We start from the raw sequence: 17,523 nt of genomic DNA on the forward strand, positions 1-17,523 counted from the left end.
CGTAGGGGCGCACCCCTCCGCGCGGGCGGTGCCATATGCCCTACAGCACGTAGCGCGACAGGTCCGTGCTGCGGGCCATTTCGCCCAGATGCTTTTCGACGAAGGCCGCATCGACGACGACCGTCTCTCCACCCCGGTCGGGGGCGGTGAATGACAGCTCTTCGAACACCCGCTCGATCACGGTATAAAGCCTGCGCGCGCCGATGTTTTCCACGCTTTCGTTCACCTGCGCCGCGATCTTGGCAAGTTCCGCGATGCCGTCGGTCGCGAAGGTCACGGTGACGCCTTCGGTCTGCATCAGGGCTGAATACTGCAGGGTCAGCGCATTGTCCGTCTCGGTCAGGATGCGGACGAAATCGCCTTCGGTCAGGGGCCGCAGCTCCACCCGGATCGGCAGACGGCCCTGCAGTTCCGGCAGCAGGTCCGACGGTTTCGCCACGTGGAACGCGCCCGACGCGATGAAAAGGATGTGGTCAGTCTTGATCGGTCCGTGTTTCGTGGTGACGGTTGTGCCTTCGATCAGCGGCAGCAGATCGCGCTGCACCCCCTCGCGGCTGACATCCGCGCCACGTGCATCCGCCCGCGCGCAGACCTTGTCGATCTCGTCCAGGAACACGATGCCGGATTGCTCGACCGCCTCCAGCGCCGCCTTGGTCACGGTTTCGTCGTCAAGCAGCTTGTCCGCCTCGTCCGCGATCAGCGCGTCATAGCTTTCGGCGACGGTCATCCGCTTTTTCACCGTGCGCTGGCCCGCCATCTTGCTGAACATGTCGGCAATGTTCATCATCCCCGGTTGCTGCCCCGGAATTTCGAAGTTACCCAAGGGGTTGGAGGTATCCTTCAGCTCCAGCTCGATCACCGTATCGTCCAGCAGGCCATCGCGCAGCTTCTTGCGGAACAACTCGCGCGTGCCTTCGCGGGCGTCTTTTCCGGCGACGGCGGTGACGACACGCTCCATCGCGGATTCCACGGCCTTGGCCTTCACGTCCTCGCGCATGTAGTCGCGGGTTTCCACGATGGCGCTTTCCATCAGGTCGCGGATGATCTGTTCCACATCGCGGCCGACATAGCCGACCTCGGTGAACTTCGTCGCCTCGACCTTGATGAACGGCGCACGGGCCAGCTTGGCCAGACGGCGCGAAATCTCCGTCTTGCCGACGCCAGTGGGCCCGATCATCAGGATGTTCTTCGGATAGACCTCGTTGCGCAGATCGTCGTTCAGACGGCTCCGCCGCCAGCGGTTGCGCAGGGCCACGGCCACGGCGCGTTTCGCGTCATGCTGCCCGATGATGTGGCGGTCCAGTTCGGACACGATCTCGCGCGGGGTCAGGTCGGTCATGGGGCGTCCTATCTGTCAGATGTCGGCGGGGGGCAGGCGGTGCAGTGGCAGCACACCGGCCAGCGGGCGCAGCAACGCGCTGCGGATGCGCTGCCAGAAAGCGCCGAGGATCAGCAGACCGACCCCCAACAGCAGCACGGGAATGGCGGCACCGTCGCCGTCGAACACGGTCGCCGACAGCACGACGATATAGCCGATGGCGGCGATCAGGAACGACCGCCGGTCGATGACGATGGCGACGATGGCAAAGCCCAGCAGGACCACCAGAAGGATCAGGTTCGCGGTGCCGGAGTTCCGGTCGAGCAGCGACAGCGCGACCGTGTTCACGAGGGCAGGGGCGGCGACGACGTGCAGCCAGAACCCGTTGGCGGCCCGCCGCGTCACCCGGTGCGGGTCCGACATGTCGAACCACATGGCGACGGCGAACACTGCGACCCCCAGCACCAGCGTGATCCACGCGAACGGCCCGTCGGCGGACAGGCGGAACAGTTCCACGAAGGTGGCCGGTGTGCCGCGCGCGGTGGCAGCCAGCAGGATCGCCGCGATGAACAGCCCGATGGCAACGATGGCCAGCGCAAAGGGCACGCGGAACCGCGCCCAATAGACCAGCACCGCAGCCGTCGCGGCGATCGCGGGCCACGGCAGGCTGCTGTAATCCTGTTGCGCCACCATGAACGGCTGCGCGAACCAGACCGCAAACGTGCCCAGCGCCGTCAGCGCGAACATGACGGCCAGCGTCATCGCGGGCGCGACCATGCGCCGGCGACGGACGAAGTATTCGGACAACAACCACGCGATCAGGCCCGTGACGATGCCAAGAACGGCGCCCTGTGACCTTTGGCCCAGATCCACGAACAGCGCCGCGACCCCGACCCAGCCGAAGGCGAGGATCACAAGCCCCACGACGATGAAGACCTCGTTAAAGCCCTTGAACAGCTCGAACGGCTCGTCGCCTTCGGCCAGGTCCGTGCGCGCTCCGCGCCTGCTGTCGGCAAGGGCGGCAAGCGTCGCTGCCTGCGCCTCTGATATGATGCCAGCACCTGTGGCGGCGCGCAGATCGTCGCGGTCGATCATGGGCGGATCGTTTCGACCGTCAGGTTGCCGTTCGTGTAGACGCAGATGTCGGACGCGATGCCCATCGCCTTGCGGGCGATGGCTTCCGCGTCCAGATCGGTGTCCATCAACGCGCGCGCGGCGGCCAGCGCATAGTTCCCGCCCGACCCGATGGCCGTCACATCGTGTTCCGGCTCCAGCACGTCGCCCGCGCCGGTGATGACCAGCAACTGCGTGCCATCACTGACGATCAGCATCGCCTCCAGCTTTTGCAGATATTTGTCGGTGCGCCAGTCCTTGGCCAGTTCCACGCAGGCGCGCTGCAACTGGCCGGGTGTCGCTTCCAGCTTCGCCTCCAGCCGCTCCAGCAAGGCAAAGGCATCGGCGGTCGATCCGGCGAACCCGCAGACCACGTCGCTGCCCTTGACCGCCAGTCGCCGCACCTTGCGGGCCGTGCCCTTGATCACCGTCTGGCCAAGGCTGACCTGACCGTCGCCGGCGATCACGACGGTGCCGCCCTTGCGCACGCCGATGATCGTCGTGCCGTGCCAGCCGGGGAAATCGTCGCGGGTCATGTCGCCTGCCTCCTGTCGTGTTGCAGGGCACATATGGCCCGTGGCGTGCCTTGGAACAAGGTCGCGCCCTTGATTGCCCCCGGACCGCCGCCTAGGGTCGCGGCCATGGATCAGCCGCATCACGTGACGTTCTACCTCGACCCCTCCCTGCTGGCGAGTGCGCGGGCAGGACAGCATAATTTCATCGGCCTCGTGGCGCGGACACTGACGGATGCCGGGCTGCGCGTGTTCTTTGCCGAAAATACCGAGGCGGCGCGCCGCGGCTCTGCCGCCCGTCCGGGCTATGCGCTGTTCAACATGGACGATCCGGCCCATCCCCGCGCACTGACGATGCGGCGGTCGTATTTCTATCCGTTCTGGCAGATCGCGGCATCGGCAAAGCGATGGGAATGGGACGTGGCGCTGGCCGATTTCGATCCCGCCGCCGTCGACGAGGCAGAGGCGAAGCGGTTCGCCAACTACTGGCGCAAGCGGTTGTTTCCGACGGCATCGACCGCGCCCAACCCCGATGGCCCCGTCTATATTCCGTTGCAGGGCCGCCTGCGCAAACATCGGTCGTTCCAGTCCGCCAGCCCGGTCGACATGATTGCCCAGACGGCAGCACGGTTCGCGGAAAACGACATCGTCGTGACCCTGCATCCGAAGGAGGACTACGACGCCGCCGACCACCGCGCCCTGCAGGCGCTGACGCGGGCGCATGCCAACGTCGCCGTCGTGGATCGCGACATGGTGGATTGCCTGAATGCCTGCCGTCTGGTCGTGACGGAAAACTCGTCCGTCGCATTTGCGGGATACATCTTTCACAGACCGGCGGTGCTGTTCGCGCAGGTGGATTTCCACCACATTGCCGGCAATGTATCGCGGTTCGGCGCGGACAGGGCATTCGCGGACTGGCAGGCACCCAAGCCCTATGACGCCTACATCTGGTGGTTCCTGCAGCACATGTCGATCAATGCGGGCCGCCCGGCAGAAGAGGTGCAGGCCAAGATCGCAGGCATCCTGCGGCGGCATGGCTGGCCGGTCTGACGGGAGGATAAGATTCACAGATCTCGCTTCAAATTCTTCCCAAGGTGATTATTCTACCACATATTTTAACAAATGCTAAAGGCACCTTACTAAAAATTTAACTTTTCGGATTAAAATGTAGGATAAAAGCAGCATATATTTTAGGAAAAAAGAATGATAGATTTCAAGAATAAGGGCTTCTTCAAGATGAAGTCTGATCCAACATACTCTAACATTGTCTCAGAACTTCTAATGCCTGATGAGAATGTTATAGCATCGTATAAGTCTATGAGAGACGGCGTTGTATTTACTAGTAAGAGAATAATCGCGGTAAACGTCCAAGGTTTTACAGGTAGCAAAAAGGATTTTTCATCACTTCCGTATAAAAGTATTGTTGCTTATTCCGTTGAAACATCTGGGACTTTCGATCTTGATTCCGAATTAGAGGTTTATTTCTCGACGCTTGGCCTTGTTAAGTTTGAGTTCACTGGCAAAACGAATATCGTTGAAATCTCAAAATACATATCACAGCACATACTCTGACTTACCGTCCTTTCGATGATGTATTGATTATCAAATAGGATTCACGTTGCAGCATGAAAAAAGGCGCCCCGCAGGACGCCTTCCTTTCGCAGCACAAGTCGGATCGCCTTAGATCGCGCCTTCGATCCAGCCCTTCAACGCGGCCTTGGGGGCGGCACCGGCCTTGTTGGACACGACTTCGCCGTTCTTGAACACGAACAGCGCCGGGATGCCGCGCACGCCCATCTGGGCGGGCGAGTTCGGGTTGTCGTCCACGTTGACCTTCACGATCTTGACCTTGCCGGCCATTTCCTCGGAGAGTTCTTCCAGAGCCGGGCCGATCTGCTTGCACGGGCCGCACCATTCGGCCCAGAAATCGACCACGACGGGAATGTCGGACTGGCGCACTTCGGCGTCGAAGGTGGCATCTGTGACGGCAACGGTGGCCATGGGACTTCTCCAATAAGGCTTGATGTCTAGGCAGCGAACCTATGAACCGGGGTCGGCATCGTCAAGGCGCGGTGACGCAGGACGGTCATGCAGCTGTTGCACGATGGGATCCTGCCGCGCGCGGTCCAGCGCCGCGGTCGTCAGCGCAGGGGGCAGGTCCATCAGCACCGCGCTGCGCGTCCACAGGATCGCCGTGGCGATCTGACGGTCGGGATAGACCTGCGCCAGCGCCGCCGCATAGGCCCCCATCTGGCGCAACAGCCCGTCTGGCACCTGTTCGGGGGTGTCAGGGGTCAGGCGGTTGGTCTTGAAATCCACCGCCGTCACGCGGTCGGGTGTCACGATCAACCGGTCGATGCTGCCATTCATCCGGCCAAGGCAGGGCAGGTCGGCGGTGATCCCGACCTCGCCCAGCGTGTCTGTTGAATAGAGTGCGGCCAGATGCGGCGCGTCTATCAGCGCCAGCGCATCGGCGATCAGGTCGGCGGTCGGGATGCCGTCCGCCTCGGGCTTGGCGGCAATCAGGCGCGCTGCGACGGGGGCGCGCTGGTCGTGGGGCAGGGCGGGCAGGTGTTCCAGCAGCATGTGGAACAGCGTGCCGCGCAGCCGGGCGGTATTGTCGTCGTCCTCGACGCCGCCGGGCACCACCTTGGCCCCGCCAAGGTCGGAGGGCGAGACGGTGCGCGGTGCGACGATCGGGGGCAGGGGGTCCAACACCTCTGCCACCTGTGGCACATGCGGGGCTGACACGTGCGCAAGCACCGCGCCGGCATCCCACTCACCATGCTCGACTCGCTGCACGCTTAGATCACCGGACATCGCATCGACCATCGCCGCATGCTCCATCCCCTCGCGCACGATGTCGTGCCACGCGGTGCCGGATGTGCCGACCTCGCCCGCCGCCGCCACGATCAGCCAACGTTCCGCCCGCGTCATCGCGACATAGAGCAGCCGCAGACGTTCGCGCGCCTGTGCGGCGACCATGGCATCGACGCGGGCGGCCATCGCAGGCGGCTGGTCGGCCTTGGCGGATTTCCATAGCGGCGGATCGCCCGGCAGCACCTGCGCACGCACCAGATTGGCGCGTTCGGCGGCGTCGGGCAGGATGACGATGGGCGCTTCCAGCCCCTTGGCGCCGTGGACGGTCATCACCCGGATGCGGTCGCCTTGGGCATCCATCTGACGCTTCACCGTCAGATCGTCGGTGTCCATCCACGCGAGGAATCCCGTCAGGCTGGGCACGTTGTCGCTTTCATAGGCCAGCGCCTGCGCCAGCAGCGCGTCGATCCCATCCTCGGCCTCTGACCCCAGCCGCGCCAGCAGCCGCTGCCGCCCGCCGTGGCGCACCAGCAGGCGCGCGATCAGGTCGTAGGGGCGCAGGAAGTCCGCCTGCGACAGCAGATCGTCGATCACCGCCATGGTGTCGGCGTGGGCAGCACTCTCGCGCAGGGCGGACCACAGAAACGCCCCGTCGGCGCGGTGATGCGCCAGCGTGAACAGGTCCTGCTCGCTCCACCCGAACAGCGGCGACCGCAGGGCGGCGGCCAGCGACAGGTCATCCTCTGGCAGCGCCAGGAACCGCAGCAGCGCCGCGATGTCGCGCACCGCAAGCTCGCCGCCCACACGCAGCACGTCGGCCCCGGCGATGGGCAGGCCCGCCGCCTTGCACGCGCGGATCAGTTCCGGAAACAGCAGCGTCTGCCGCCCCTGGACAAGGATCAGCAGGTCGCCAGCCCGCACGGGCCGCCGCGCCCAGCCATCTTTCGTGTGCACCGGCAAGGTCTCGTGCCGGATCATGCGGGTGATCTGCGCGGCCACGCGGTCGGCGAGCTGCACCAGATGATGGGTGGCACTCACCTCGTCCACCGGCGACAGCCAGTTCGCGTCGGGGTCCTCCTTGGTGGTGTCCGCGTCGATCACCGGCCACAGATCGACGCGGCCCGGCATGGCGTCGAAGAACGGGATGTGCTGCGACGCATCGCCAAGACCCGCGGCCCGTTCGCGCTGGAACGTGGCGTCCACCACCCGCAGGATCGCGAGCGACGACCGGAACGAATGGGCCAGCGTCCGGCTCTGCAGCGGATCGTCGATTTCGCCCAGCGCACGGTCGAAATAGGCGCGCATCCGGTCGAACTCTGCCGGGTCGGCCCCCTGGAACGAATAGATCGACTGCTTCTTGTCGCCCACGACGAACACGGTGCGCCGCACGTCGCGTGCGCTGTCCCCGCTGACGAATTCGCGCGTCAGGTGCTGCACCACGGCCCATTGCGCGGGGGACGTATCCTGCGCCTCGTCCACCAGCAGGTGGTCGATGCCGCCGTCGAGGCGGAACAGAACCCATGCCGCCACCGACTTGTCCGACAACAGCCCCCGCGCCTTGGCGATCAGGTCGTCGAAGTCGAGCACGCCACGCGCCGCCTTTGCCGCCGCATACCGCGTCAGAAAGTCGTGCGCGAAACGGTGCAGGGTTGTACTGCGGTCCAGCGCCATCAGCGACAGGCGTTCGCTGCGCAGGTCGGCCACCGTTTCCATCAGCCCCACCAGCGCGTCGGTCAGGTCGGGATGGGCGGCACGGACGGCCTTGGTCGGAAAGCTGTCGGTCTTTGGGCCGAACGGTGCCTTGGCGGTTTCGCCGAACAAGAAGACCCCTTCCAGCGCGATCAGGTCACTTGCGGTCGGCACGGTCAGATTGACGTCGGCCAGCTTGCCTGCGGCTTTGTTGTCCATCGTGCCGCCCGTCCGACACGCCACGATCAGGTCGCGGACGATCTCTCGCGTGTCCTCGTTGAACACCTCGGTCAGCAGTGCCGCCAGCGTGCGCCCCGGCGCGATGTCGAGCGCATCGCGCAACGCATCCTCGTCCACGGGCCGGGCGAACAGCGGGGCCTGCCCTGTGATGTCGCGCACGAGGCTGTCCAGATCGCTGCCGCCCAGATGGCGCAGCACGCCCGTCAGCAGATGTGCCGCGTCGCCGCCCGCCATGTCGTCCAGCACCTCTGCCCGCAGGATGGCGGCTGTGCGGTCCTCGATCTCGCGAAAACCGGGGCTGATCTGCGCCTCCAGCGGGAAACGCCGCAGGACGCTGGCGCAGAACGAATGGATCGTCTGAATCTTCAGCCCGCCCGGCGTCTCGATCGCGCGGGCGAACAGACGGCGGGCGGCGGCCAGCGTATCGGGCGGGATCGTCCCTTCGACGCCCAATGTCGCCAGATCGCGGCGCAGGCTGGCATCGTCCAGCATGGCCCAGCCGCCGAGGCGCTTGAACAGGCGGTTCTGCATCTCGGCGGCCGCCGCCTTGGTATAGGTGAGACACAGGATGTTCTGTGGCGAGACGTTTTCCAGCAGCAGCCGTGCCACGCGGTCGGTCAGCACGCGGGTCTTGCCCGATCCCGCATTGGCCGACAGCCAGGTGGACACGGTCGGGTCCGCCGCCGTGACCTGATTTTGCGTCGCCGCATCGCGCGTCATGTCAGCACCAGCGGGACGGCGTAATCCGCATCCGTCCATTCCCCGAACCGCGACAGGTGGTCGTAGTCGCTGTCATAGCTGGACAACGCCGGTGCCCGCCGCGCGACATAGCCCCAGTCGCGGGCCTGCGTCCGGGTCAGGAACGTGATGAGTTCGGCCCAGACGATGTCTGCGGGATGCTTCTCCAGCGGGGCCGCCACCACCCTCATTGCCGCGTTGAAGCCGAGGAAGGCGGCACCCACCACGGGACGCGGTCCAACCGTTGCGAACGCGCCGCGTTCCACCATCGCCGCCTCCAGCAGGAGCTGCTTGTCGAACTTCGCCTGCTGCTTGTCGGTGGGCACGGTCCCTGTCTTGTAATCGTAGATCAGCGCGTCCCCATCCGGCGTGGCGTCGATGCGGTCGGCCTTGCAGGTCAGCCGCATGTCGGGTCCGGGCACGGTGATGTCGCCCCACGCCTCCAGCTGCAGCACGGCGCCTTCCGCCTGCCGCGCCGCCTCGTCCCGCAGGAACGGCGGGGCGAGCGACGCGAGCTGCGTCAGCCACTGCAGGCGCACGGTAGGCCACGGGCATTCCACAGCCAGAACGGCGCGGGCGGTGTCCATGAACAACGCCAGCGTGGCGGGGTCGGTGGCATCGGGCCGGGCCGCCATCAGTCGTTCCAGCACGGTATGATAGACCGTGCCCTTCAACGGCGCGTCCGCATCCATGCGCAGCGGGTTCAGTGCGCGCAGGCGCAGCACCTTTTGCGCATAGATCGCATAGGGATCGCGGTAGAGCGTCTTGATCTGCGTGACGGAAATCTCCTTCGGCCGCGCCGCCGTGGGCGGGCAGGGGGCGGGACGCACGGCACGCGGCACGGTCGCAGCCGGGGCAGAGATGGCCACGGCCCGCCTGATCCAGCCGTCGCCCCGCGCGCGCATCGACGCCAGTGCCTCCGGCCCATGCTGCTCCGGCAGGCCCGCCATCAGGTTGGTCAGCCGGTTGACCCAGCGCGACGGCACCGTTTCGGCCTCTGCGTTGCGGCGTGCGCGGGTGATCCAGACCTCTGCCGCACCTGCGCCCTGTTGAAAATCATGGGCCGACAGCCCGATCTGGCGTTCCGGCAGCAACAGCCCCGCCTGCTTGCGCAAGGCCCGGTTCAGCCACGGATCGGCCTTTGGCGCACCGGGCCAGACGCCGTCGTTCAACCCGCCGAGGATCACCAGATCCGCGCCGCCGACCCGCGCCTCGAGCGTGCCCCAGATCAGGATGCGCGGGTCGGCGGCGACGGGATCGCGCACCTGACCGCCCGCCAGCAATGCGGTGGACAGGGCCGCAAAATCGCGCAGGTCCATGTCGCCGCCCGCATCCGCATCGCGGGCAAGCGCGTTGCAGACACCCAGCGCGGCCTTGCCGGGGGCCTGTTTCCACAACTCGCCGGTGTCAGTGCCGGCAGGGCCACGCGCAATGGTTTCGACGGCGGTGCGATGCGCCGTCAGGTGATCCGCGATGGGCAGGGTGCCGTCATGCGCCAGCAGGCGGACGACCTCTGCAACCCATGCGGCCCACGCCGCCTGACCCGGTTGCGGTGTCCGCAGTCCAGAGACCCATGCCGGGACCGTATCGGGCGTGATGAAGGGCGGGCCATGGCGACGCAGCCGCAATTCCAGATCGCGCGTCCACAGCAGGTGCTGATTCCGGTCCTTGCCGCTGCCGGTATGTGTCAGCGGATGTTTCAGAAGCACGAGCAGCGCCTCGGCGGTCAGCGCGCCCCCCATCGCCTCGACCACATGGGTCAGCAGACGGCCCGGTGCCGACAACGCCAGCGGCAGGCCCGCGCTGTCGTCGGCCCTGATCTGCCAACGGTCAAGCGCCGCCGCCACCTGCCGCGTCAACATCCGGTCGGGCGTGATGAGGGCGGCCGTGCGCCCCTCTGCCGCCGCCTGCCGCAGGCGCAGGGCAATCACCTCGGCCTCGGCCCGCGGGCTGTCGGTTTCCACCAGCGTCACGGCGGCGGTGGCATCGCGCAGATCGCCCAACGTCGCCCCGTCGGCCCGCCACTGGTCCGTCACCGGGGCAGGGCGCAACGACAGGGATATCAAGCGGTTGCGTGCTGGGGCAGGTGCCTGCGCGTCGGTCCAAGGGGCCACATCGCCCGCGCGCAGGTCCAGCGCCTGCAACAGGCGGACATAGCGGAACTGGGGGTGATCCTCGTGCGCGAGCGCGTCGTCCATGCCATCCCAGACAGCCTGCGGCATGTCGTGATCGAACCCCGGCAGCACGAGCGCGCCCTGCGGCAACCGCGCCACCGCCTGCATCAGCAGCGCCGTCGCCCCGCGCGATCCGGTGGATCCGGCGACGATGACCGGATCACGCGGCGGATCAATCTGCCAGCGCCCGATCAGGTCTTCCACCACCATCCGCTGTCGCGCCGCCACATCGGGATCGTCGCGGCCCGTGGCGAAATAGGGCTGCAGCAACGTCAGGAACTGCAGCGACCTTTGCCAGTGCCCGGACTGTTCGCCGACGTCGAGCGCGGACAGCCGCGCGGGATCGACCCCTTCGCCGTGCATCTCGTCCATCAGCAGCGCGAGGGAGTCGGACAGGTCGTAAAGCGCCGCGCGTGGGGCCAGATCGGGTGCCTGCGCCATCAGCGCTGCCACGGCACGGCTCAGCTCCAGCCTCCGCCGCAGAGGGGACACGGGGGCGGCCAGACCCGCGATGGCCCCTTCCAGTGACAGGTCCGTCACCAGTTCCACACGCGGCAACAGCCGCGGCGGGCCCGCGTCGAAGGCCGCGTTGATCTGGCGGGCCATGCGCGGCGCGTTGACGAAAATGCGCACGCGGGACAGGTCGTCGTGGCGGGCGGTCAATCCGGCGACGAACTGTGCCGCGAAATCGGCACCCGGCGGCAGGCCAAAGACGCGGGGGCGGTCCGTGGGGTCAAACATCGTCAGGTTCCGCCAGCAGCGCCTCGGCCAGCGGGATGCTGGCAGGACGACCAACGTCGCACCAGCGCCCCGGATAGACCAGACCGAACAGCCCGCCGCGCGCGATCATGGCGTCCCAGACGAGGTTGAGCGAGAACGCATCCGCGGCTACATCCTGCAGCGTCGAGGTGCGCAGGATCTGCGCGCCGGTATAGATCAGCCCCGGCCCGCGCGTCAGCCGACCCGCCGCATCCGGCACGAAATCACCGGCACCGCTGTAGCCCTGCACGCGGTTCTGCGGGACCAACAGCAGCAACGCCTCCATTTCCGGTGCCCAGGCGGTGGCCAGTTGCGCCAGCGGGTTCGGCCCGCGCCAGATCGCATCCGTGTTCAACGTCATCACGGGGCCATCTCCCAGCAGCGGCAGGGCATGGCGCAGACCGCCGCCGGTTTCCAGCAGGGGGTCCTCCGGCGACAGGATCACGTCGCGCCCCGTCAGATGGGCGCGGATCATGTCGGCGCGGTAATGCACGTTCACTACGCGGGGCCCGATGCCCGGCAGGTCCGTCAGGGCCAGCGCATGATCCAGCAGGGTGCGACCCGCCACCGGGATCAGCGGTTTCGGCATCCGGTCGGTCAGCGGTGCCATCCGCGTGCCAAGGCCTGCGGCGAACAGCATGATGGGAAACGGCGCGGTCATGCGCGGGCGTGTGGGGGCGGCAGCGTTGCCAGCACGACACGCGCCAGATCGTGCAGCGCCGGATGCGCCAGATCGCGCAGCAGCGCGTCCCAGACCGCTGGCAACAGTGCCGCGTACGACGGCTTGCCCCGTTGTGCGAGGCGGGCGAAGACGCCCAGAATCCGCAGGTTGCGTTGCGCACCCAACACCGCGAGCTGTGCGCCCAGCGCCGCAGGATCGGCCCCGGTCGCATCGGCGAAACGGGCGGTCTGGCGCGTCACCTGTGCAGCCGTCACCGGCCTGCGGATGTCGCGCAGCAACGAGGCAAGGTCGTAGCCACGGGGAGCCACAAAGGCATCCTGAAAATCCAGCAATCCGATGTGGTCCAGACCGCGGCGCGCGGGTCGCCAGATCAGGTTCTCGGCATGGTAGTCGCGCAGGGCGAGGCGGTCGGCCCGTGGCGCGTGGGCGGTCAGCGCCGCGCCGACGGCTGCGGTCAGGGGGGCCGGGTCGCAGGGGTGATAGACCTCTGCCGCGATCGCGACCATCTGCGCGCCGACATCCGGCGTCATCGCGCCCAGCCCGTCTGGCGGGGCAAGACGGTCGAGCGCGATCAGCACATTCACCGCGGCGTCGTAGAGCGCATCCTCGGTCTCGTGCGTGGCGGCGACGGCGAGGGTCTGCGGACCCAGATCTTCGAGCAGCAGCAGCCCCTCACCCTGTCGCAGGATACGCGGTGCCGACAGGCCGTGCGCGGTCAGCCAGCGGGCGATGTTCACGAACTGCGTCATGCCCATCGGTGCCTCGGCGCGGGCGTCCATCAGGATCGCGGTCTCGCCGTCGGGGGCCGTCAGACGCGCATAGGTGCGGGACGATGCGTCCCCGGCCAATGCGTCGGTCTGCCAGTCCTGCCACCGGGTGCCCGTCAGGAATGTCGTGGGATCGGACGTCATGGTGTGCGGCAGCCGCGTGTCGCGGCGGGGTCGCGGCGCGGGCCATGGTGGGTGGGGGCCGTGCATCGCAGCCGGATGCATCCGAACACGCGGGCCTGCGACGATGTGCACACGGCGATGCAGGGCACGCTACGTCCCTGTCCGGGCGATGGCGGCGAGGATCGGTTGCCAGCGTGCGTCGTCGTCGGGCCCGGGCGTCAGGTCAAGCGTGTGGTGGTCCGGGGCGGCGGCAAAGCGGCAGGTCAGGGCATCGACCGGCGTATCCTGACCCAGACGATCCGGCCATTCGATCAGGCAGATCGCGTCGCGGAACGCTTCTGCCAGACCAAGTTCCAGCACCTCCTGTTCGTGGGTCAGGCGATAGAGGTCGCAGTGCCAGATCGTCGCATCCGCCGCATCATAGGTTTGCACCAGCGTGAACGTGGGTGACGGCACATCCTCGGCCGGATTGCCGAGCCGCGCGCGGATCAGCGCGCGCGCGAATGTGGTCTTGCCGGCGCCGATGTCACCCTCCAGCAGCAGGGTGTCGCCGGCCTTCAGCAGCGGCGCGATCCGGCCGGCAAGGGTTGCCGTCGCATCGGCATTGGCAAGGGTCAGGCGCAGGGTGGGCATGTCGCCAGCCTAGACCAGCAGCCATGCGCCGCAAGGCAAATCATCCTTTGGTAAGTTGATCAGGCATGGCGATCAGATTGCGCAGTCGGGCTGGCGGGGCCGGGGCGCGATCCGGGTCACAGTGTGATGACCGTCCGGTCGCGTCAGCTTGCCGCCGCGCGCCCGGCATCGCCGATCAGCACCACGGGTCGCGCCGTGTCGGTCATGCGATCGACCGGCAGCGTGAATCGCACCAGTGTCATTCCGCCACCGATCGCGCTGACCTCGCAGTCGATGCGGCGACCCGTCGTCAGGATCAGGCGATCCGTCAGAACCGGCCGGTCGTGGCGCAGGCGGCCGAAATCCTCGATGTCGCGCCACAGCGGGCTGGGGGCGGCGCGCATCTTCCAGATCCGCAGGGCGCCCCGCAGGTCGTGCACGGTCATCTGCAAGTCGCTGTCGGTCTGCCAGATCCTGTCGTAGGCCGCATTCGTCAGCATCAGGGTATTGCTGGCCGAAAACACGGCCACCGCGTCTGGCAGCGCATTCATGACGGCTTGCGACGTCTCGATCTCCGACCGGAAGCGGCGGGTCAGCGACACTTCTGCACTGATGTCCTCGAACAGGAAGGCCAGCGCGCCGTCTGGGTGCGGGCGTCCCGTCACGCGAAAGGTCTGCCCGTCCGTCAGGTCCCAGCGTTCGGCATAGGTGCCGTCATGCGCCGCCGCTTCGAGGGCCGAGAACTGTTCGCGCCACGTCGGATAATGTTTGGGTTCCGGCAGCTTCCGCATCTCGCGCAAGCGGTCCAGCACCATGTCGAGACTGGGTCGGGCGGACAGGAAACCGAACGGCAGCCCCGTCATCTCCAACAGCGCGGGGTTGAAGATCACCAATTGCCGCTTGCGGTTGAAGATGGCGAGGCCGGTGGACAGGTGCGCAAAGGTCTTGGACAGGATCTGCTGGAAATCGCGCTGGGCCTGTTCGGCGCGGACCGTCGCATTGGCGTCGCTGGCGTAATAGATCACCGATCCGTCGTGCGGCAGCGCCGTCACCTCGAACCAGTGTTCCGCCTTTTCACCGGACAGTTGCAGCGCATGACGCCCGCCCGTGGTGCGGGGATCGCCCGGGTCCGGTGGCTGCACGTCCGCAAACAGCCGCTCGCCTGGCCAGACCCGTCCGTGATGTGCCATGGTCTGTGCGCCCTGCGGCCGCATCCTGTCTGCATAGGACAGATAGGCGGCGTTGGCCCAGTTCAGTGCGCCTGTCGCATCCTCTCGCCAGATCAGTTGCGGCGTTTCGCGCGCGATCAGGCGCAGCAGGTTCAACTCGTCCATCAGGCTGGCCCGTTCGAGATCGGCCATGCGGCTGGTCGCAGCCGTGTCGCCGGCCGACAGGCTGATGCGCGTCAGGCCATCGACCGCCTGCACCGTCAGGCACAGGTTCGGGTCCCGCGCGCCGTGCAGCACGACCCGCGCGCCCACGCCGAGGGTGGCGCACACGTGCTGCAGGGTCGGGAACGGCCCCTGCAGCACGTGGAACAGGGCGGCCTGATCGGTCATGGTTTCCGCCGTCTGCGCGATCAGCGCCGCCCCCGTGGGCGAGGCATCCACAAGCGTCGCACCGTCGAACAGGAAAACGGGTGTCGCGCTGATGGGCAAGCGCGTCGCAATCGCCGGTGCACCGCGTGTCAGCAGGCGCAGCGACTGCACAAGACCGAACAGCCCGACACCGATCAAAGTGACGGCTGCAGCGTAACGCAGCATCTGCGCCATCGTATCCATTGTCCGAATCCCCGCGCTGCCAACCCACGGACTCTTGCCACGCCGAGGTTAACAGCCGCTTAACCCTCGATCAGGCGACAGGGCTGGGACGGCGTCACGGCAGGATCGGCTGGTTCTGCCCCAGGACGGGATGCAGTCCGGGCGCGCTGCGCGACAGGGCGCGCATGGGCCACATGACGGTAACGATGGCACCCGCCGCGATGCCGTCCATGTCGTCGTCGGGTTTCTGGCGCGGCCCGTTGGCAAAGGTCAGTTGCGCGCCGGACCGTTCCAGCAGGGTCTTGGCGATGAACAGCCCCAGCCCCATGCCCTCGTAACCGGGCCGCCGCAGACCATCCAGCCCGCCACGCCTGCGCCGCACGAAAGGGTCGCCGATGCGTCCGATCACCGATTGTGGAAAACCGAACCCGTCGTCGGTGATCCGCACGAAGACCTGCGTATCGGTCCAGTTCACGTCGATTTCGACCCGGCTTTCGGAAAAGTCGACGGCGTTCTGGATCAGGTTGCGCAGGCCGTGGACGATCTCTGGCCGGCGGGAAATCACGGGCTGCGGGCGATCCGACCCGGGCTCTGCGGTAATGTCGAACAGCACGTCGCGGCCTCGCCGCAGATGGGGTTCCGCGGATTCGCGCACGACGGTTTCCAGCAGGGCGGTGCGCAGGTGCAGGTCGTCCTTGCCGGCGCGGCCCATGGAATGCAGGATGTCGCGGCACCGGTCCGCCTGACTGCGGATCAGTTCCACGTCGTCGCGCAACTCGGGGTGGTCCGCCAGTTCGTCCAGCAACTCTGCGCTGACCAGCTTGATCGTGGCCAGCGGCGTGCCGAGTTCGTGGGCGGCGGCTGCGACGACGCCGCCCAGATCCGTCAGCTTCTGTTCGCGCGCCAGCGCCAGCTGCGTCGCCAGAAGCGCATCGCCCATGGCGTTCATCTCGGTCGTGATCTGGCGGGCGTAGATCCCGAGGAATACGACGCCGATGACCAGCGACACCCAGAAGCCGAAGTGGAACATCGGCGGCAAGAGCAGGACGGTGCCGTCCTGCATCTGCAACGGCACCGACACGGCCCCGATGACCGAGATCATGGCGATCGCGAGTGCGGCGAGCGCAAGGAAGCTGGTCAGATGCAGCACCGTGGCCGCGATCGTCACGGGGGCGAGGATCAGCAGGGCGAAGGGATTGTTCAAACCACCCGTCAGATACAGCAGCAGCGACAGCTGCACGATGTCGAAGGCCATCATGGCGCTCGCTTCGCGCTCTGACAGGCGCTTGTTCTCGGGATAGACGAAACTGCTGACGAGGTTGACGAGGATGGCCGCACCGATGGTCATGGCGGGCGGGCCGGCATCCACGTTCAGGCCGTAAAGCCGCGTCGCCACGAGGATGGCCACGATCTGGCCGCCGATGGCGAACCATCGCAGGATGAGGAGCGTGCGCAGCCGCACCCAGTTGCTGCGCTCGCGGTCCTGAAGCGCGTCGAGGTCGTCGGAAATCATGGGCCGCCCTGCGTCAAGGAATTGTGCGCGATTGTCCCATTGTTACGAAGCCCGCGATGCGCGATCAATGCGGCGCTTTGGGAAAGGGATCACGATGACACGCACGACAGCCTTGCTGGCGGGAACCGCGCTTTTGGCGCTTCTGGGCGGTACCTATGCGCTGACGATGGGTCGGGCGGACGCGACCAGCTGTTTCACCAGCACCGTCGCGGGTGCCGACATCGGCGGGCCGTTCACGCTGGTCGATGGCACGGAGGTCACGGTGACCGATGCGGACGTCATCACTGAACCCACGCTGATCTATTTCGGCTACAGCTTTTGTCCCGACGTGTGCCCGATCGACAATGCGCGCAACGCGCAGGCCGTCGATCTGCTGGCCGAGGACGGCTACAGCGCCACGCCGGTATTCGTCACCGTCGATCCCGAACGCGACACGCCAGAGGTGGTGGGCGCCTATGTGCAGAACTTTTCGGACAAGATGATCGGCCTGTCGGGCAGCCCCGAACAGGTCAAGGCGGCGGCGGACGCCTATCGGGTGTCCTATTCCCGTGCCGACGCGGATCCGGACTTCTACCTCGTGAACCATTCGGTGTTCACCTATCTGATGATGCCCGAGACCGGGTTCGCCACGTTCTTTCGCCGTGACGAGACGCCGGAGCAGGTCGCCGCACAGGTGGCCTGCGCCATCGAAGCTGCCTGAGGC

At 66.7% G+C, this 17,523-nt stretch carries 14 protein-coding genes; 3 read left to right on the plus strand and 11 right to left on the minus strand.

Annotated elements, in window-relative coordinates; translation table 11 throughout:
- Positions 1-40: 40 nt before the first annotated feature.
- Genes hslU through hslV form a run of 3 tightly spaced genes read right to left on the minus strand, consistent with a single transcriptional unit; the run spans position 41 to position 2,967 of the window.
- On the minus strand, positions 41-1,339 hold the full coding sequence (gene hslU, locus BMX16_RS08940; RefSeq protein ID WP_089901950.1) for an ATP-dependent protease ATPase subunit HslU: 1,299 nt from the start codon (positions 1,337-1,339) through the stop codon (positions 41-43).
- Positions 1,340-1,354: 15 nt separating this feature from the next.
- A complete protein-coding gene (locus BMX16_RS08945) occupies positions 1,355-2,413 on the minus strand; it encodes a hypothetical protein (protein ID WP_089901953.1) in 1,059 nt (352 codons plus the stop codon).
- A complete protein-coding gene (gene hslV, locus BMX16_RS08950; protein WP_089901956.1) occupies positions 2,410-2,967 on the minus strand; it encodes an ATP-dependent protease subunit HslV in 558 nt (185 codons plus the stop codon). Before hslV ends, BMX16_RS08945 begins: the two co-directional genes overlap by 4 nt.
- A 105-nt stretch (positions 2,968-3,072) precedes the next feature.
- On the opposite strand from hslV, the gene BMX16_RS08955 reads away from it, so the two are divergent.
- Together BMX16_RS08955 and BMX16_RS08960 are read left to right on the plus strand one after the other, a co-directional pair.
- Entirely contained in the window at positions 3,073-3,993 is a 921-nt protein-coding gene (locus BMX16_RS08955; RefSeq protein WP_089901960.1) for a hypothetical protein, read from the plus strand.
- A 153-nt stretch (positions 3,994-4,146) separates the two neighbouring features.
- Entirely contained in the window at positions 4,147-4,515 is a 369-nt protein-coding gene (locus BMX16_RS08960) for a PH domain-containing protein (protein ID WP_089901963.1), read from the plus strand.
- Positions 4,516-4,623: 108 nt separating this feature from the next.
- Here BMX16_RS08960 and trxA read toward each other — a convergent pair whose 3' ends face one another.
- The 8 genes from trxA to regB all read right to left on the minus strand — a co-directional run bounded on the left by trxA (position 4,624) and on the right by regB (position 16,820).
- Positions 4,624-4,944, minus strand: a complete 321-nt coding sequence (gene trxA, locus BMX16_RS08965; RefSeq protein ID WP_089901966.1) for a thioredoxin — start codon at positions 4,942-4,944, stop codon at positions 4,624-4,626.
- A gap of 39 nt (positions 4,945-4,983) precedes the next feature.
- The gene (gene addA / locus BMX16_RS08970; RefSeq protein WP_089901969.1) at positions 4,984-8,412 is read right to left on the minus strand and encodes a double-strand break repair helicase AddA; all 3,429 of its coding nucleotides are present in this window, start codon (positions 8,410-8,412) and stop codon (positions 4,984-4,986) included.
- Positions 8,409-11,345, minus strand: a complete 2,937-nt coding sequence (addB, locus tag BMX16_RS08975; RefSeq protein ID WP_089901972.1) for a double-strand break repair protein AddB — start codon at positions 11,343-11,345, stop codon at positions 8,409-8,411. Before addB ends, addA begins: the two co-directional genes overlap by 4 nt.
- Positions 11,338-12,024: a nucleotidyltransferase family protein gene (locus tag BMX16_RS08980; protein WP_089901975.1), complete on the minus strand. Its 687-nt coding sequence runs from the start codon at positions 12,022-12,024 to the stop codon at positions 11,338-11,340. Before BMX16_RS08980 ends, addB begins: the two co-directional genes overlap by 8 nt.
- Positions 12,021-12,956 carry an aminoglycoside phosphotransferase family protein gene (locus tag BMX16_RS08985; RefSeq protein ID WP_089902079.1) on the minus strand — a complete coding sequence of 312 codons (936 nt, stop codon included), beginning with the start codon at positions 12,954-12,956 and terminating at the stop codon, positions 12,021-12,023. Before BMX16_RS08985 ends, BMX16_RS08980 begins: the two co-directional genes overlap by 4 nt.
- A gap of 129 nt (positions 12,957-13,085) precedes the next feature.
- Positions 13,086-13,568 carry a tRNA (adenosine(37)-N6)-threonylcarbamoyltransferase complex ATPase subunit type 1 TsaE gene (gene tsaE / locus BMX16_RS08990; protein WP_089901978.1) on the minus strand — a complete coding sequence of 161 codons (483 nt, stop codon included), beginning with the start codon at positions 13,566-13,568 and terminating at the stop codon, positions 13,086-13,088.
- Between the two features lie 143 nt (positions 13,569-13,711).
- Complete coding sequence (locus tag BMX16_RS08995; protein WP_143058007.1) at positions 13,712-15,319, minus strand: PAS-domain containing protein; 1,608 nt, start codon at positions 15,317-15,319, stop codon at positions 13,712-13,714.
- Between the two features lie 103 nt (positions 15,320-15,422).
- Positions 15,423-16,820, minus strand: a complete 1,398-nt coding sequence (regB, locus tag BMX16_RS09000) for a sensor histidine kinase RegB (RefSeq protein WP_089901983.1) — start codon at positions 16,818-16,820, stop codon at positions 15,423-15,425.
- Between the two features lie 94 nt (positions 16,821-16,914).
- Here regB and BMX16_RS09005 point away from each other — a divergent pair, with 94 nt between their 5' ends.
- Positions 16,915-17,520 carry an SCO family protein gene (locus BMX16_RS09005; RefSeq protein ID WP_089901986.1) on the plus strand — a complete coding sequence of 202 codons (606 nt, stop codon included), beginning with the start codon at positions 16,915-16,917 and terminating at the stop codon, positions 17,518-17,520.
- The last annotated feature ends 3 nt before the right edge of the window (positions 17,521-17,523 follow it).

Origin of the sequence: Loktanella fryxellensis (genome assembly GCF_900110065.1) — a bacterium.
GTDB classification, from domain to species: Bacteria; Pseudomonadota; Alphaproteobacteria; order Rhodobacterales; family Rhodobacteraceae; genus Loktanella; species Loktanella fryxellensis.

Coding starts and splice junctions, on each gene's coding strand:
- BMX16_RS08945 (WP_089901953.1), bottom strand. CDS start 2,413: ATGATCGACCGCGACGATCTGCGCGCCGCCACAGGTGCTGGCATCATA.
- trxA (WP_089901966.1), bottom strand. CDS start 4,944: ATGGCCACCGTTGCCGTCACAGATGCCACCTTCGACGCCGAAGTGCGC.
- BMX16_RS08960 (WP_089901963.1), top strand. CDS start 4,147: ATGATAGATTTCAAGAATAAGGGCTTCTTCAAGATGAAGTCTGATCCA.
- BMX16_RS08995 (WP_143058007.1), bottom strand. CDS start 15,319: ATGGCGCAGATGCTGCGTTACGCTGCAGCCGTCACTTTGATCGGTGTC.
- hslV (WP_089901956.1), bottom strand. CDS start 2,967: ATGACCCGCGACGATTTCCCCGGCTGGCACGGCACGACGATCATCGGC.
- addA (WP_089901969.1), bottom strand. CDS start 8,412: ATGACGCGCGATGCGGCGACGCAAAATCAGGTCACGGCGGCGGACCCG.
- addB (WP_089901972.1), bottom strand. CDS start 11,345: ATGTTTGACCCCACGGACCGCCCCCGCGTCTTTGGCCTGCCGCCGGGT.
- BMX16_RS08980 (WP_089901975.1), bottom strand. CDS start 12,024: ATGACCGCGCCGTTTCCCATCATGCTGTTCGCCGCAGGCCTTGGCACG.
- BMX16_RS08985 (WP_089902079.1), bottom strand. CDS start 12,956: ATGACGTCCGATCCCACGACATTCCTGACGGGCACCCGGTGGCAGGAC.
- regB (WP_089901983.1), bottom strand. CDS start 16,820: ATGATTTCCGACGACCTCGACGCGCTTCAGGACCGCGAGCGCAGCAAC.
- tsaE (WP_089901978.1), bottom strand. CDS start 13,568: ATGCCCACCCTGCGCCTGACCCTTGCCAATGCCGATGCGACGGCAACC.
- hslU (WP_089901950.1), bottom strand. CDS start 1,339: ATGACCGACCTGACCCCGCGCGAGATCGTGTCCGAACTGGACCGCCAC.
- BMX16_RS09005 (WP_089901986.1), top strand. CDS start 16,915: ATGACACGCACGACAGCCTTGCTGGCGGGAACCGCGCTTTTGGCGCTT.
- BMX16_RS08955 (WP_089901960.1), top strand. CDS start 3,073: ATGGATCAGCCGCATCACGTGACGTTCTACCTCGACCCCTCCCTGCTG.